The organism is Streptomyces sp. JNUCC 64 (assembly GCF_054484115.1).
Map to the genome: position 1 here is coordinate 4,216,873 of NZ_CM137015.1, position 15,096 is coordinate 4,231,968.

13 protein-coding genes and 1 pseudogene are annotated in these 15,096 nt (G+C 74.1%); 7 read left to right on the forward strand and 7 right to left on the reverse strand.

Annotated features, from left to right (window positions below; translation table 11 throughout):
* Positions 1-43 precede the first annotated feature (43 nt).
* Together ACVWNX_RS17360 and ACVWNX_RS17365 are read left to right on the forward strand one after the other, a co-directional pair.
* Positions 44-916 (forward strand): annotated as a pseudogene (locus tag ACVWNX_RS17360) (hypothetical protein); the annotation flags it as partial.
* Between the two features lie 373 nt (positions 917-1,289).
* Entirely contained in the window at positions 1,290-1,619 is a 330-nt protein-coding gene (locus tag ACVWNX_RS17365; RefSeq protein ID WP_454414810.1) for a rhodanese-like domain-containing protein, read from the forward strand.
* Positions 1,620-1,658: 39 nt separating this feature from the next.
* Here ACVWNX_RS17365 and ACVWNX_RS17370 read toward each other — a convergent pair whose 3' ends face one another.
* The 5 genes from ACVWNX_RS17370 to paaA form a co-directional block, all read right to left on the reverse strand.
* Positions 1,659-2,714: a 2Fe-2S iron-sulfur cluster-binding protein gene (locus ACVWNX_RS17370; protein ID WP_454408015.1), complete on the reverse strand. Its 1,056-nt coding sequence runs from the start codon at positions 2,712-2,714 to the stop codon at positions 1,659-1,661.
* Positions 2,714-3,256, reverse strand: coding sequence for a 1,2-phenylacetyl-CoA epoxidase subunit PaaD (gene paaD / locus ACVWNX_RS17375; protein ID WP_454414811.1), 543 nt, complete (start codon positions 3,254-3,256; stop codon positions 2,714-2,716). Before paaD ends, ACVWNX_RS17370 begins: the two co-directional genes overlap by 1 nt.
* 164 nt (positions 3,257-3,420) lie before the next feature.
* On the reverse strand, positions 3,421-4,131 hold the full coding sequence (gene paaC / locus ACVWNX_RS17380; RefSeq protein ID WP_454414812.1) for a 1,2-phenylacetyl-CoA epoxidase subunit PaaC: 711 nt from the start codon (positions 4,129-4,131) through the stop codon (positions 3,421-3,423).
* Positions 4,132-4,235: 104 nt separating this feature from the next.
* The gene (gene paaB / locus ACVWNX_RS17385) at positions 4,236-4,532 is read right to left on the reverse strand and encodes a 1,2-phenylacetyl-CoA epoxidase subunit PaaB (protein ID WP_454408016.1); all 297 of its coding nucleotides are present in this window, start codon (positions 4,530-4,532) and stop codon (positions 4,236-4,238) included.
* Positions 4,529-5,611, reverse strand: a complete 1,083-nt coding sequence (gene paaA / locus ACVWNX_RS17390; protein ID WP_454408018.1) for a 1,2-phenylacetyl-CoA epoxidase subunit PaaA — start codon at positions 5,609-5,611, stop codon at positions 4,529-4,531. Before paaA ends, paaB begins: the two co-directional genes overlap by 4 nt.
* Before the next feature lie 847 nt (positions 5,612-6,458).
* Here paaA and ACVWNX_RS17395 point away from each other — a divergent pair.
* The 3 genes from ACVWNX_RS17395 (at position 6,459) to ACVWNX_RS17405 (ending at position 9,754) form a co-directional block, all read left to right on the forward strand.
* The gene (locus ACVWNX_RS17395) at positions 6,459-7,331 is read left to right on the forward strand and encodes a DUF5819 family protein (RefSeq protein WP_454408019.1); all 873 of its coding nucleotides are present in this window, start codon (positions 6,459-6,461) and stop codon (positions 7,329-7,331) included.
* Positions 7,328-8,701, forward strand: coding sequence for an HTTM domain-containing protein (locus ACVWNX_RS17400; RefSeq protein ID WP_454408020.1), 1,374 nt, complete (start codon positions 7,328-7,330; stop codon positions 8,699-8,701). The genes ACVWNX_RS17395 and ACVWNX_RS17400 overlap by 4 nt, the downstream gene beginning before the upstream one ends.
* Before the next feature lie 318 nt (positions 8,702-9,019).
* Positions 9,020-9,754 (forward strand): TrmH family RNA methyltransferase, encoded by a 735-nt coding sequence (locus tag ACVWNX_RS17405; protein WP_454414813.1) that lies wholly within the window; start codon positions 9,020-9,022, stop codon positions 9,752-9,754.
* 271 nt (positions 9,755-10,025) lie between these two features.
* On the opposite strand, the gene paaN is transcribed toward ACVWNX_RS17405, so the two are convergent.
* The gene (gene paaN, locus ACVWNX_RS17410; RefSeq protein ID WP_454408022.1) at positions 10,026-11,723 is read right to left on the reverse strand and encodes a phenylacetic acid degradation protein PaaN; all 1,698 of its coding nucleotides are present in this window, start codon (positions 11,721-11,723) and stop codon (positions 10,026-10,028) included.
* A gap of 149 nt (positions 11,724-11,872) precedes the next feature.
* Here paaN and ACVWNX_RS17415 point away from each other — a divergent pair, with 149 nt between their 5' ends.
* Both ACVWNX_RS17415 and ACVWNX_RS17420 read left to right on the forward strand, forming a co-directional pair.
* Entirely contained in the window at positions 11,873-13,387 is a 1,515-nt protein-coding gene (locus ACVWNX_RS17415; protein ID WP_454408024.1) for a 3-hydroxyacyl-CoA dehydrogenase, read from the forward strand.
* Positions 13,384-13,974 (forward strand): TetR/AcrR family transcriptional regulator, encoded by a 591-nt coding sequence (locus ACVWNX_RS17420; protein WP_454408025.1) that lies wholly within the window; start codon positions 13,384-13,386, stop codon positions 13,972-13,974. Before ACVWNX_RS17415 ends, ACVWNX_RS17420 begins: the two co-directional genes overlap by 4 nt.
* Before the next feature lie 96 nt (positions 13,975-14,070).
* Here the strand turns inward: ACVWNX_RS17420 and ACVWNX_RS17425 are convergent, their stop codons facing one another.
* Positions 14,071-14,625 (reverse strand): Lrp/AsnC family transcriptional regulator, encoded by a 555-nt coding sequence (locus tag ACVWNX_RS17425; protein WP_454414814.1) that lies wholly within the window; start codon positions 14,623-14,625, stop codon positions 14,071-14,073.
* Positions 14,626-15,096: the final 471 nt, after the last annotated feature.

Here is a 15,096-nt window from a genome sequence, read left to right on the forward strand (position 1 = left end):
CCACCCCCGTTCCGCTCTCCGCCCCGTGGCCTAGGGTGGTCGGGTGACGAGTCCCGAAGCCGAGGGCACCGAGCCCGCCCCGACCGCCGAGCCCGCCGGATCTGCTGGGTCCGCTGGTTCCGCCGAGCCCGCCGAGTCCGTCGGGGCGCGTCCCGAGGCACGGCTGGAGCGTGCCGTGCGGGCCGCCGAGCAGGCGTTGATCGAGTACGAGATCGCGGTCGAGACGTTCCGGGTCGAGGTCGACAACTTCTCCCGGCTGCACCACCAGAAGCTCGGTCCCATGTACACGCGCCTGGACGAGCTGGACGCCCGGATCGCGGAGGCGCGGGCCACCCTCAGCGGTGACGCCGAGGACCGGCGGGCGGCGGACGACGCGTGGGCCCGGGTGATGCCGATGCCCGCAGTCGAGGAACTGTTCCACGGCTGGCTCTCCTCGGACGGGTTGTCCCCCGAGGCCGAGGCCATGCTGACCGATCAGCCGGTGCGCGCCCCGGAGCGGGTCCGGCCCAGCGAGGCGGCCCGCAAGCTGTTCCGGGAACTGGCCCGCAAGGCCCACCCGGATCTGGCCCAGGACGAGGCCGAGCGCCAGCGGCGCGAGGAGTTCATCACCCGGGTCAACGCGGCCTACTCCCGGGGCGACGAGACGCTGCTCGCGGAACTGGCCGGGGAGTGGGCGGCCGGGCCCGTGCCGCCGGAGCGCCGGCCGAGCCGCAGCGAGGAGCTGTACGCCCGGCTGGAGTGGCTGTCCCAGCGCAAGGAACTGCTGACGGTCGTCGCCCGGGAGCTGGAGGAGGGTGCGATCGGCGCGATGCTGCGGATGGCCCCGGACGATCCGGACGAGCTGCTGAACGAGATCGCCGAGCAGCTGCTCGCCCAGGTCGCCGAGCGGGAGGCGGAGCTGGCCGGGCTGTCGGGGGAACTCGTGCGGCGCGGGCTGGACCCGTCCGTGGTGTCGGGCCGGACGATCCCGGTGCCGGGGGTCGACCCCGCCGATCTGCCGACGATGACGGAGGCTCGGCGGGAGGGCCAGGAGGCGCCCGGCCCCGCGCCGGAGCCCCGGAACCGGCCGGAGTCCTGACCGGTCCCGGGCCTGACTGACCGGACGCGGTCAGGACCGGACGCGGTCAGGACCGACCGGACGCGGTCAGGACCGGACGGGGTCCTGAGCGGGCCGGTCTCAGTGGGCCGGTCCCAGCGGCCCGGAGTCCTGATCGCGCCGAATGGGCCGGAGGAACCTGAGGGGGTCGTGCGCGTCGGGTAGCGTCGGGGGCATGCATTTCGGATCTGCTGTGCCCACGGTCGGTGTCTCGGACCTCTCGGACGGTGACTTCCTGCTGGACGTCCGCGAACTGGACGAGTGGGAGGCGGGGCACGCGTCGGACGCCCTGCACATTCCCATGAGCGACTTCGTCGCCCGCTACGGGGAGCTGACGGAGGCCGCCCCGCAGGACGGGCGGGTCCATGTGATCTGCCGTTCCGGCGGGCGGTCCGCGCAGGTGGCGATGTACCTGGTGAACCAGGGGATCGACGCGGTGAACGTCGAGGGCGGCATGCAGGTCTGGGAGGCCGCGGGGCGTCCGGTCGTCGACGGCCGGGGCCAGCCGGGCAATGTGATCTGACCTTTCCGGGCCGGTCCCGCGCCCGCCCCGGCCGGAAGGTCACCGGTCGAAGTCCAGCTCCACTTCCTCCGTCGTCGGGTGGGACTGGCAGGCCAGGACGAACCCGGCGTCGGTCTCCTCCGGTTCCAGCGCGAAGTTGCGGTCCATGGTGACCCCGCCCGAGACCAGGAACGCCCGGCAGGTGCCGCACACCCCGCCCTTGCAGGCGTACGGGGCGTCGGACCGGTTGCGCAGCACGGCGTCGAGCAGGCTCTCGCCGTCGTGCACCGGCCAGGTGCCCGACCTGCCGTCCAGCCGGGCGGTGACCGTGCTGTGCGCGGGTGTCCGGGACGGTGGCGGCGGCGGGGCGGCGTCCACGTGGAAGACCTCCTGGTGGACACGGGACCGGGGTACGCCGAGGTCCCGCAGGGCCGCCTCCGCGCCCTCCACCAGGCCGAGCGGCCCGCACAGGTACCAGCCCGCGACCCGTCCCACGGGCAGCAACGCGGGCAGCAGACCGGTCAGCCGTTCGCGGTCGAGCCGCCCGGCGGGGAGCCCCGCGTCCTGTTCCTCCCGGGACAGCGCGGTCACCAGCTGGAACCGGTCGGGATAGCGGTCCTTGAGGTCCGCCACCTCCTCCAGGAACATCGTGGACGCCGTCGTCCGGTCGCCGCGCAGCAGACAGAACCGCGCCCCGGGCTCCCGGGCGAGCAGGGTTTCCGCGATGGACAGCACCGGGGTGATCCCGCTGCCGCCGACGATCGCCGCGTACCGCCCGGGGGCGGGTTCCAGGGTGAAGCGGCCCGCCGGGGGCATCACGTCCAGTTCGTCGCCGACGGCGATCTCCTTCAGCGCGTACGAGGAGAAGGCCCCGCCCTCGACCAGCCGCACGCCGACGCGCAGGCTCCGGGGTCCGGGGGGACCGGGGGCCGGGGAACAGATGGAGTAGGTGCGGCGGACCTCCACGCCGTCCACCAGGCGGCGCAGCGCCAGATGCTGGCCGGGGGTGTGGTGGTAGGCGGTGCGCAGGTGTTCCGGGACGCTCAGGGTGAGGGCCACGGAGTCGTCGGTGAGCCGGTCGACCGCGGTGACCCGGAGCGGGTGGAAGCGGGCCATCACAGTTCCTTGAAGTGGTCGAAGGGCTCGGCGCAGGTACGGCAGCGGCGCAGGGCCTTGCACGCCGTGGAGGAGAACCGGCTGAGCAGCTCGGTGTCGGGGGAGCCGCAGACCGGGCAGGCCACGGGGGAGGCGGCGGGATCGGGGCGCGCGGGGCGGGCCGGGGAGGTGGTGCGGGTGGGGCCGAGTGCCAGGGGGACCGGTCCCGTGGGCGCCGTGGCCCCGGTGGGGCGCGGCGGGGCGATGCCGGAGTCGAGGAGTTTGCGGCGGCCCTCGGCGGTGATGTCGTCGGTGCTCCAGGCGGGTGCCAGGACGGTGCGGACGGTGACCTCGGGGACGCCGTGGTCGTGGAGGACCCGTTCGATGTCGGCGGCCATGGTCTCGACGGCGGGGCAGCCGGTGTAGGTGGGGGTGAGGTCGACCTCGACCCGGCCGGGGCCCAGCGACCGCACCGCGCGCAGTACGCCCAGTTCGGCGAGGGTGAGGACGGGCAGCTCGGGGTCGGGCACCGATCCGGCGAGCCGCCGCAGCCGTGCTTCCAGCGCGGTGCCGGTCCCTTCCGGCGCGCCCGTTCCTTCCGGTTCGGTGTCCGTACCGGGGCGGTGTCCGGTGCCGGAACGTGCGCCGGTGTCCGTACCGGCTTCCGTACCGGGGCGGGGGCCGGTGTCCGTACCGGGCCGGGTGCCGTGGGCGTGGGCGGCGCGGGTCACCACGACGCCCCCGGGTGGCTGCGGTGCAGGTGCTGCATCTCGGCGAGCATCCGTCCGAAGGGTTCGGTGTGGACGCCCCGGCGGCCGCCGCCCGCGCGCCAGCCGCCCGTGTCCGGGCCCTCGGGCAGGGGGAGCGTCGCGGCGTCGAGGACCGCGCTCACCGAGGCGAGCCAGGCGGACCGCAGCGCGGTCCAGTCGAGGCCGAGGCCGTCGCCCAGCGGGATGAACATCTCCCCGGTGAACCGCCACAGGGCCTCGGTGGCGCGGCTGGCGCGGCGGTGGCTCTCCTCCGTGCCGTCGCCGAGCCGCAGCGTCCACTGTTCGGCGTGGTCCTGGTGGTAGGTCACCTCCTTGACGGCCTTCGCGGCGAGCGGTGCGAACGGGGTCGTCCCGTCCGCCAGTCCTTCGTGGAGCAGCCGCTGGTACGTCGAGAAGTAGAGCTGCCGGACGATGGTGTGGGCGAAGTCGCCGTTGGGCTGTTCCACCAGCTGGAGGTTGCGGAAGGCCCGCTCTTCGCGGAGGTACGCCAGTTCGTCCTCGTCGCCCTCCATCGAGAGCAGGACGCGGGCCTGGCCGAGGAGGTCCAGCGCGATGTTGGCGAGGGCGACCTCCTCCTCCAGCACGGGGGCGTTGCCCGCCCACTCGCCGAGCCGGTGCGAGAGGACCAGGGCGTCGTCGCCCATCGCCAGGGCGGCGGGCACCGTCATCGGGTCCGCCGTCCGCGCCGGGTCCGTCTGGTCCGTCTGGTCCGTCTGGTCCGCCGGGTCCGCCGGGTCCGCCGGGTTCGTCGCGGGTGCCGGGTGCGCGGGGGTCACAGGTGTTTCACCCCGTCCGGGATCGCGTAGAAGGTGGGGTGCCGGTAGGGCTTGTCGGCGGCCGGGGCGAAGAACGGGTCCTTCTCGTCCGGGGACGAGGCGGTGACGGCGGTCGAGGGCACCACCCACAGGGAGACGCCCTCGCCGCGTCGGGCGTAGAGGTCACGGGCGTTGTACAGGGCCATCTGCGCGTCGGGGGCGTGCAGGCTGCCCGCGTGGGTGTGCGAGAGCCCTCGGCGGGAGCGCACGAAGACCTCCCACAGGGGCCAGTCCGCCGGTTCGGTGTCGCTCATGCCGTCGCTCCTCCGGGAACGGAAACGGGGACGGAAACGGTGGCGGGGCCAGGTGCGTTGCCGGACGGGTCCGGGGCGTTTCCGGAGGCGCGGGCGTCGCGCTTGCGGGCGTGGGCGGCGGCGGCCTCCCGGACCCAGGCGCCCTCCTCGTGGGCCCGGCGGCGACGGGTGATCCGCTCCTCGTTGCAGGGGCCGTTGCCCTTGAGGACCTCCCGGAACTCCGCCCAGTCGATCGGGCCGAAGTCGTGGTGGCCCCGCTCCTCGTTCCAGCGGAGCTCGGGGTCGGGGAGGGCGAGTCCCAGCCGGGCGGCCTGGGGGACGCAGATGTCCACGAAGCGCTGGCGCAGTTCGTCGTTGGAGTGGCGTTTGATCTTCCACGCCATGGACCGGGCCGAGTGCGGTGACTCGTCGTCCGGGGGGCCGAACATCATCAGGGACGGCCACCACCAGCGGTCCACCGCGTCCTGCGCCATCGCGTGCTGGGCCTCGGTGCCCTCGCTGAGGGCGAGCAGCAGTTCGTACCCCTGGCGCTGGTGGAACGACTCCTCCTTGCAGACGCGGACCATCGCCCGGGCGTAGGGGCCGTAGGAGCAGCGGCAGAGCGGGACCTGGTTGGTGATGGCCGCGCCGTCCACCAGCCAGCCGATGGCGCCGACGTCGGCCCAGGTCAGCGTGGGGTAGTTGAAGATCGAGGAGTACTTCTGGCGGCCGGAGTGGAGGTGGTCGAGCAGCTCGTCACGGCTCACTCCGAGGGTTTCCGCGGCGCTGTAGAGGTACAGCCCGTGCCCGGCCTCGTCCTGCACCTTCGCCATCAGGACGGCCTTGCGGCGCAGGGAGGGGGCGCGGGTGATCCAGTTCGCCTCCGGCTGCATGCCGATGATCTCGGAGTGGGCGTGCTGGGCGATCTGACGGACCAGGGTGGCGCGGTAGGCGTCGGGCATCCAGTCGCGGGGTTCGATCCGTTCGTCGGCGGCGACCGTGGCGTCGAAGACCGCCTCGCGGACGGCCGTGTCCTCCACGACGGTGGCCGTGGGGTCCCCCGCCGCCGCGCCGGGCGCCCGTGCCGCTGCTGTCGCCATGCCCGTCCCTTTCGTCTCGGTCGTCGGTCCGGGGCCGGGTTCCGTCCGGGCCGGGCCGCCCTCTCGGGCCGACCGATCGTTCGGTTAGTTGTCTCCATGGTGAGTCCGCCCCCGTAGGGTGTCAACCCTGTGGATAACCCCAGGGCGCTGTGCGGGGCGGGCCGCCCTGAGTACCGTTCCGATGCGGAAGTGACAGGGGCGGCGCGGAACGGGGACAGGGAGCGGGGAGCGGACGAGCATGGAGTCGTACGAGAGCGGGGCGCGCGGCGCCGCCGGAACCGGGGCCTCCGGGCGCCCGGGAGGGGACCGGGAGACGGACCCCGGGGACGGCGCCGGGGCTCCCGGCGCCGTGGAGAGCGCGCGGGCCGCTGAGGCCGCGGCGGCTGCGGAGGCCCCAGCGGCCGAGACCGCGTCGGCCACGGCGCGTGCGGGGGCCGCCGGGCGTACAGGGGCCGATGAGCCCGTGGGGGCCGCGAGGAGCGTGGAGCGCCCGGAGGAAGCGGAGGGTTCCCGGGCCACGGGGACGGATGCCGCCGCCGGGAGCGCCGGGGACGGCATGGCTCCGGCCACGGCCCCGGAGACGGACGCGGAGACGGACGCCGCCGGGGGCGCCGGGGGCGGCATGGCTCCGGCCACGGCGGCGGACAAGGGTCCGGGCACGGGCCCGGTGCCGGGAACGTCCTCGGGTGCGGGCGTGTGGGCTGCCCCCGCCGGGCCGTCCGCGCCATCGGGAAACCTCAGGTCGTCCGGATCACCGGGACCGTCCGGATCGTTCGGACCACCTGGACCGAGCGGACCGTTCGGGGCCCCGGGACCGTTCGGACCGAGCGCGCCGTCAACGCCCGGCGTGCCGACCGGACAGCCCGGACGGAGCGGATGGAGCGGACGGCCCGGACCGGACGCACCGTCCGGAACGGATGGCCCGTCCGGACCGAGCGGACCGGACGGGACCGCCCCCGCCGGACCGCCCCCCACCGGCCCCCCGCCCCCGCCCAGGCCGGGCATAGCGGGGCTGCCCCTGGGGCAGCAGATCACCGCCGCCATCGTGCTCGCGCTGGTCGTCGTCGTCACCGGCATCCACCTCGCCATGGTGTTCCTGCACGTGGCGCCCTCCAACACGCTCACCAAGCAGCACAGCGAGCGGGTGAACGAGTGGGTCCTGCCCGAGTTCGAGCAGAACTGGAAGCTGTTCGCCCCGAACCCGCTGCAGCAGAACATCGCCGTCCAGGCCCGGGCGGACCTGCGGGACGCGGACGGCGGGGCGCGCACCACCGACTGGTACGACCTGACCGCGCTCGACGGCGAGGGCATCGACGGCAACCTCGTGCCGAGCCACACCCAGCAGAACCAGCTCCGCCGCGCCTGGGACTTCTTCGCCTCGTCCCACGACGCCGAGAACCGTCCCACCGGGCTCCGCGGCAACCTCTCCGACCGCTATCTGCGGCGCATCGTCGTGATGCGGCTCGACCGGCTGCTGGACGCGGAACCCGACGGGCGCGGAGCGGTCATCGAGCGGGTCCAGGTGCGGGCCGCCACCACCAACGTGGCGCCCCCGTCCTGGAGCGACGAGACCATCGACACCCGTCCGGTCCACCGGGAGATGCCCTGGTGGCCGGTGACCGACGAGGACAGGCCGCTGACGGCGGCGGGTGACCCGCGCACGCGGGACGACGGCACGGGCCGCACGGCCGGTACGGACCGGACGGAGGCGGCACGGTGAAGGGCGTCGGAGACACGGTGAAAGACGTCGGCGGCGTGTTCGCGCGCGGGGTCAACCTGGTCACGGGCAGTGCCCTGGGCCCCTATCAGTCAGCGGTCATCCGGATCGGCTTCTCCCTCACCTGGCTGCTGTTCCTGCTGCGGGAACTGCCCCACCGCCACGAGCTGTACGGGCCGGACGGGCCGTGGGGCTGGGAGATGGCCCGGGACCTGATCGCCGAGAACGGCTCGTTCACGGTGCTCATGTGGTCCCAGAGCGCGCTGTGGTTCGAGCTGGTCTACGGGATCGCCGTGCTGTCGAGCTTCCTGCTGATGCTGGGCTGGCGCACCCGCACCATGTCCGTGCTGTTCATGGTCGGGGTGCTGTCCCTCCAGAACCGCAGCATCTTCATAGGGGACGGCGGCGACAACGTCATCCATCTGATGGCGATCTACCTGGTGCTCACCCGATGCGGCCAGGTGTGGTCCCTGGACGCCCGCCGGGCGCGGCTGCGGAGCGCGGCCCTCGCGCGCGGGGAGCGCGTCCGCGAGGACTGGGCGGGGCCCGCCCTGTGGTGGGTCCTCGGCGTCGCCCTGTCGGCCGTCACCTTCAGCGGCAAGGCCGGATGGGGCTGGCTGCTGGTCTTCTGGACGGTGTGGGCCGGTCTCGGCCTGTGGTGGGGGGCCGAACGGGGCGGACCCGACCACCCGAACCGCCGTCTGCTGGACGTCATCGCCAACACGGTCCACAACGCGGGCCTGTTCGTCGTCATGGCGGAGGCGTGTCTGATCTACGCCACCGCGGGCTGGTACAAGGTCCAGGGCAGCCGCTGGCAGGACGGCACGGCCGCCTACTACCCGCTGCACCTGGACTACTTCTCGCCGTGGCCCGCGCTCTCCGACCTGATGACGCAGTCCGGCACCTTCGTCATGCTCGTCACCTACGGCACGGTCATCGTCCAGGTCGCCTTCCCGTTCACCTTGTTCAACCGCAAGGTGAAGAACGTGCTCCTGGCGATCATGATCCTGGAGCACAGCGTCATCGCGGTGACCCTGGGGCTGCCGTTCTTCTCCCTGGCGATGATCGCCGCCGACGCGGTGTTCCTGCCGACGTCGTTCCTGCGGAGGGTCGGCCGCCGGGCGGAACGGGTCTGGCGGAGACTGCTCCGGGGCCTCGGCCGACTCGGCGTCCCGGGCCTCCGGAAGGTGCCGGGCGCGGCGACCGCGCCGGCCGAGTCGGAGCGGGCCCCGTCCGAGGGAGGGAACGGCGACGGGGCCGGGGCCGCCGCTCCGCGCGCCGGGGGGACCGACACCCCGCCGGACGCTCCACCGCGACCGTCACCGCCCGGGGAGGCGGTCGCGCCCGCCCCGTCCACGAAGACCCTGCGCTGAGGCGTACGGCCCCGGGACGGGACGGAAGGCGGTAGGTGCGACGGGGGCGGACCGTACGGGTCCGCCCCCGTCGCACGTAGGCTGACCGGCATGAACGCGACGGGCGGCCCCCCGCACCCCGACGGCTCCGACGGCCCTGTCGGTCCTGGCACCCCCGTCAGTCCCGACGGCCCCGCCAGCACCGAGGGCTCCGAAGGCGCCGAAGGTCCCGTAGGCGCCCACGGTCCCGATAGCGCCCACGGTCCCGATGGCCTCGGCGGCGCCGACGGTGCCGACGGCCTCGGCGGTGCCGAAGAGGCCGTACGCGCCTGGCGGCGGCTGGCCGACGCTTCCGTGCTGCTGGACGGGTTCCACGCCCTGAAGCACGCCCTCCGCTTCGGTGCGCGCGTCCCGGTCGCCCTGACCGTGGACCGTGACGCCGTCCTCGCCCTGGCGGCGGAGCTGGCCCCCGACGTGGCCGCGCCGCTCGACGCGCTGCTGGTGGAGGTGGACGGGGCGCGGCTGCGCGGGCTGGTGCCCCGGCTCCACCCCACCGCCGTCGCCGCGCTGGCGGAACGGCCCCCGAGGGCCGCCAACCTCGACGCGCTGGCCCGGCTGCCGCGCACCGCCCCCGTCGTCGTGCTCGACCAGCCCCGCAACCTGGGCAACGCGGGCGCGGTGGTGCGCCTCGCGGCGGGGTTCGGGGCGACCGGAGTGATCACCACGGGCCCCTTGGACCCCTGGCACCCCACCGTCGTCCGGGGTGGCGCCGGGCTGCACTTCGCGACCGCCGTGGAACGGGTGGACGAGGTGGCGGAGCTGCCCGACGGGCCCCTGTTCGCCCTCGACGCCGAGGGGGACGACATCCGGGACGTCGCCTTCCCCGACGACGCGGTCCTCGCCTTCGGCTCCGAACGCACCGGGCTGTCGGACGCGTTGCGGGACCGGGCCGACCGGCTGGTGTCCCTGCCGATGAACCCGGGCGTCTCCAGCTACAACCTCGCCACCAGCGTGGCCATGGCGCTGTTCCACTGGTCGGCCCGGAAGAACGCGCCCGGCGGCCCGACGGTCTGACCCTGGACCGCTGGACCGCTGGACCGCTGGACCGCTGGACCGCTGGACCGCCGTCCCCGCCCCGTACCCGTCACGACGGCCGTCCCAACGGCCGTGACACCTGGCCGGAGCGCCACCACGGCGACGGCGGCGCCGGGCCCGTCCGACGGCGACCGGTGGACGCCGGAACGCCCGCCACGTCCACCACCCCGACCGTGCCGCCGGACCGGACGGACCGGACCGGGTCGGCCCGGCTCGCCCCGGACGGCCCGGAGCCCCGGCCGTCGGCCGGTCACACCGTGCCCCGCACCTCCACCACCCGGAAGCGGTTGGCGACGAACGCCGCGTCGCACAGGGCCACGTTCGCCGCGGGGTTGCCGCCCGAGCCGTGGAAGTCCGAGAAGGCGGCGGTCTGGTTGACGTAGACGCCGCCGGTGAGGTTGAGGGAGAGCTGTGCGGACTCCTCCAGACAGACCTCCTCGACGGCCCGCGCCACCTCCTCGGAGGTGGTGTACGCGCCGACCGTCATCGCCCCCCTCTCCCGGATGGTGCGGCGCAGCAGCTCGGTCGACGCCTCCGTCGACCCGGTGGTGACCACGAAGGAGACGGGCCCGAAGTGCTCGTCCAGGTAGGGGGCTTCGGCGTCCCCCGTGGGCCCGGTGGCGTCCAGGGCGACGAGGGCGGGGGTGCGGACCACGGCGTCCGGGAAGTCCGGGTGGTGGACGGTACGGGAGGCGAGGACGACCTCGCCGAGGTCCGGGGCGGCCTCCAGCCGTTCCCGTACGGCCGGGTTGACCAGGGCGCCGAGCAGGGCGAGCGCGCGGGCGTCGTCCCCGAGGAGGCCGTCCACCGCCGCCGCGAGGTCCGCCGTGAACTCGTCGCGGCTCTTGTGGCCCGCTTCGGTGGCGACGCCGTCGCGGGGGACGAGCAGGTTCTGCGGCGTGGTGCACATCTGGCCGCTGTACAGGGAGAGCGAGAAGGCCAGGTTGGCGAGCATGCCCCGGTAGTCGTCCGTGGAGTCGACGAGGACGGTGTTGACGCCCGCCTTCTCGGTGTACACCTGGGCCTGCCGGGCGTGGGCCTCCAGCCAGTCGCCGAAGCCGGTGGACCCCGTGTAGTCGACGATCCTGATCTCGGGGCGGGTGGCGAGGGTCTTCGCGAGCCCCTCGCCGGGGCGTTCGGCGGCGAGTGCCACCAGGTTCGGGTCGAAGCCCGCCTCGGCGAGGGTCTCGCGGGCGGTACGGACCGTGAGGGCGAGCGGCAGCACCGCGCGCGGATGGGGCTTCACCAGGACGGCGTTGCCGGTGGCGAGCGAGGCGAACAGGCCGGGGTAGCCGTTCCAGGTGGGGAAGGTGTTGCAGCCGATGACCAGGGCGACGCCCCGGCCGACGGGGGTGAAGCGCTTGGCGAGGGTCAGCGGGTCGCGCTTGCCCTGGGGCTTGGTCCACTCGGCGGACCCGGGGACGCGGACCTGCTCGGCGTAGGCGTGCGCGACGGCTTCCAGGCCCCGGTCCTGGGCGTGCGGGCCGCCCGCCTGGAACGCCATCATGAACGCCTGTCCGCTGGTGTGCATGACGGCGTGCGCGAACTCGTGCGTCCGGGCGTTGATCCGGGCGATGACCTCCAGACAGACGGTGGCGCGCAGTTCGGGGCCCGCCTCGCGCCAGGCGCGCAGTCCGGCGCGCATCGCGGGGAGCAGCACCTCGGGGTCCGGGTGGGGGTAGGTGACGCCGAGCTTCGGGCCGTAGGGGGAGGTCTCGTCGCCGGTGAAGTCGTCGGTGCCGGGCTGGCCGAGGTCGAACCGGGTGCCGAGGAGGGCCTCGAAGGCCGCCTCGCCCGCCTCGGGGCCCAGCCCGCCGTCCTCGCCGTACGCCTTGGGGTGTTCGGGGTGGGGGGACCAGTACGCGCGGGTGCCGATCGCCTCCAGGGCCCGGTCCAGCACGGGTCGGTGGCGGGCGATCAGCGGGTGCGGGGTGGGTGCGGCGGGCATGGGGGACCAACTCCTCCTCGGGCCGGGCTGCCGTGAGCCGGGCGAACTGGGCAGGAACGGGCGGACAGAGTTAGAGTAACCGAACGATCGGTCGGTTCAAGGGGGTCCGGCGAACCTGTGGAAAACCCCGTGCGGGAGGATCTGCGAGCATGACGACAATCGACCTCAGCGGTCCGGTGGCCGTGGTGGGGACCGGCACCATGGGCCGGGGCATCGCCCAGGTCGCGTTGACCGCCGGGCACCCCGTACTGCTCCATGACGCCGAGCCCGGGCGCGCCGCCGCGGCCGCCGCCGCGATCGGCGAACGGCTCGACCGGCTGGTCACCAAGGGACGGCTGGACGCCGCCGCCCGGGACGCCGCCCTGGCCCGTCTGGAGCCCGTCGACTCGCTCGCCGGGCTCGCCGGGGCGGACGTGGTGGTGGAGGCCGTACAGGAGCGGCTGGACGTCAAACAGGGGCTGCTGGCCGCACTGGAGGACGTCGTCGGCGAGGACTGTCTGCTCGCCACCAACACCTCGTCCCTGTCCGTGACCGCCGTCGCGGGCGCCCTGCGGGTGCCGGGCCGCTGCGTGGGGCTGCACTTCTTCAACCCGGCGCCGCTGCTGCCGCTGGTGGAGGTGGTCTCCGGCGCCGCCACCGACTTCGCCTCCGCCACCCGCGCCTACGAACTCGCCCGTGGCTGGGGCAAGACCCCGGTGGCCTGCGCGGACACCCCCGGGTTCATCGTCAACCGCATCGCCCGGCCCTTCTACGCCGAGGCGTTCGCCGTCCACGAGTACCAGGGCGCCGACCCGGCCACCATCGACGCGGTGCTCCGCGAGAGCGGCGGTTTCCGGATGGGCGCCTTCGAACTCACCGACCTCATCGGTCAGGACGTCAACGAGGCCGTCACCCACGCCGTGTGGGAGGCGTTCTTCCGGGACGTGAAGTTCGCCCCGTCGCTCGCCCAGCGGCGCCTCGTCGAGTCGGGCGCCCTCGGCCGCAAGTCGGGACGCGGCTGGTACGCGTACGGGGAGGACGCCGAACGCCCCGAACCGCACACCGCGGAACCGGCGCCCCCGCCCGCCCACGTGGTCGTCGAGGGCGACCTGGGGCCCGCCGGGACGCTCCTGGAGCTGATACGCGGGGCGGGCATCCCGCTGCGCGAGGAGGACGAGGACCACGGCACCCGGCTGATCCTGCCCGGCGGCGGACAGCTCGCCCTGGCCGACGGACAGACCTCCGTGGAGTTCCGGGACGTCGTCTACTTCGATCTGGCCCTGGACTACCGCACCGCGACCCGGATCGCCCTGGCCGCCTCCCAGGACACCAGCCCGCGCACCCTGCGGGAGGCCGTCGGGCTGTTCCAGGCGCTCGGCAAGGACGTGAGCGTCATCGGGGACGTGCCCGGGATGATCGTGGCGCGGACGGTCGCCCGGCTGATCGACCTCGCCATGGACGCGGTCGCCCGGGGCGTCGCCACCGAGGAGGACGTCGACACCGCCATGCGGCTCGGCGTCAACTACCCGCTGGGGCCCTTCGAGTGGAGCCACCGGCTCGGCCGCAGCTGGGCCCACTCCCTGCTGGACGACCTCCATCTGCGCGACCCCTCGGGCCGCTACGCCCCCTCGCTGGCGCTCTACCGCCACGCCTACGCCTCCGAGAAGCGGGAGCCCGCCTCATGACCGCCGTGAAGCGCGACACGTACACCCCGGAATCCCTGCTCGCGGTCGCCGTGACCGTCTTCAACGAGCGCGGTTACGACGGCACCTCCATGGAGCACCTGTCCAAGGCGGCGGGCATCTCCAAGTCGTCGATCTACCACCACGTCACCGGCAAGGAGGAGCTGCTGCGGCGGGCTGTCAGCCGGGCCCTGGACCGGCTGTTCGGCATCCTCGACGAGGAGCACGCGCGCGTGGGGCCCGCCGTACGGCGGCTGGAGCACGTCACCCGGCGCATGGTGGAGGTGCTGATAGACGAACTCCCCTACGTGACGCTGCTGCTGAGGGTGCGCGGCAACACCGGCACCGAACGGTGGGCCCTGGAGCGCCGCCGGGAGTTCGACCACCGGGTCTCCGAACTGCTGAGGGCCGCCGCCGACGAGGGCGACGTGCGCGCCGACGTGGACGTCCGGCTGGCGACCCGGCTGGTCTTCGGGATGATCAACTCGATCGTCGAGTGGTACCGCCCCGACACCCGGGGCCAGGGCGACCGGGAGGTCCGCGAGGCCGTCGTCCGACTGGTCTTCGAGGGGCTGCGCCACCAGCCCTGACCGCCGCCCCGCAGCTCCCCGCTGTCCCCGCCGCCTAGCCTCGCCGGGTCTGGGTCTGGGTCCGGGTCCGGGGCCGCCCGTCCGTTCCCGGGACGGTCACGGCTCCGGATCGAGGTGGTCCTCCTCGAAGACCAGCAGCGTCCGGGTGCTCAGCACCTCGGGGATGGCCTGCAACCGGGTCAGCACCAGCTCGCGCAGCGCCCGGTTGTCGGCGGAGTGGACCAGTAGCAGTACGTCGAAGTCCCCGCTGACCAGGGCGATGTGCGCGGCCCCGGGCAGGGCGCGCAGCTCTTCGCGGACCGTGCGCCAGGAGTTCTGGACGATCTTCAGGGTGATGTACGCGGAGGCGCCCTGCCCCGCCCGCTCGTGGTCCACCCGGGCGCCGAACCCCCGGATCACCCCGTCGTCGATGAGCCGGTTGATCCGCGCGTACGCGTTGGCCCGCGAGACGTGGACCCGTTCGGCGACCGACCGTATCGAGGCCCGGCCGTCGGCCTGGAGGATCTGGAGGATGTCCCGGTCGATCGCGTCCAGCGGACGGGGCGGGAGCGGCGGGAGGGGCGGCAGGGACGGCGGCGGGGGAGGGAGCGCGGGGAGCGGCGAGGGCGCCGTGGGTATGGACCCGGCTTCCGGCTCGTACCCGGTGTCCAGCTCGCCCCCGGTGTCGTCCCGCCCGCCCCCGGTGTCCTGCCCGCCGAGGTCACCGCTCTCTCCGGCACCCGTGGTTCTCACGGCACCCCCACTCCCTCTGTTCCCCGTGGCCACTCTGGCCCGCTCAGTGCCTTCGCCTTCTTCAGCCCCCACAAACCCCTCCGGCTCCACCGTCCCCCTCGGTCCCACCAGCCCCGTGCGCGTCCCCGGGGTCCGTCCCGGCTCCGCCCCGGGCCCCGGCCCCCGCTCCGCCCGGGGTCTCCGTCCTGGCCGCGTCCCGGGTCTCCGCCCCGGCCCTGTTCAGAGCCCCGTCGACGGCCCTGCCACCGGCCCCGTGGACCATTCGTTCAGCCGCCATGTCCCCCGGCCTCCTTACCATGGACGTGCTGCGCCCATCCCAGGCTGTGGATAGCCGTTTGTCCACAGCCTGACGGCGCCTGTAGCCAGAATGTGCCGCTGACCGAACAATCG

What these genes read in the sequence shown, in the direction of transcription:
- paaN (WP_454408022.1), bottom strand. Translation starts at nt 11,723, where the DNA reads ATGCCCGCCGCACCCACCCCGCACCCGCTGATCGCCCGCCACCGACCC.
- paaA (WP_454408018.1), bottom strand. Translation starts at nt 5,611, where the DNA reads ATGGCGACAGCAGCGGCACGGGCGCCCGGCGCGGCGGCGGGGGACCCC.
- ACVWNX_RS17415 (WP_454408024.1), top strand. Translation starts at nt 11,873, where the DNA reads ATGACGACAATCGACCTCAGCGGTCCGGTGGCCGTGGTGGGGACCGGC.
- paaC (WP_454414812.1), bottom strand. Translation starts at nt 4,131, where the DNA reads ATGACGGTGCCCGCCGCCCTGGCGATGGGCGACGACGCCCTGGTCCTC.
- ACVWNX_RS17370 (WP_454408015.1), bottom strand. Translation starts at nt 2,714, where the DNA reads ATGGCCCGCTTCCACCCGCTCCGGGTCACCGCGGTCGACCGGCTCACC.
- paaB (WP_454408016.1), bottom strand. Translation starts at nt 4,532, where the DNA reads ATGAGCGACACCGAACCGGCGGACTGGCCCCTGTGGGAGGTCTTCGTG.
- ACVWNX_RS17420 (WP_454408025.1), top strand. Translation starts at nt 13,384, where the DNA reads ATGACCGCCGTGAAGCGCGACACGTACACCCCGGAATCCCTGCTCGCG.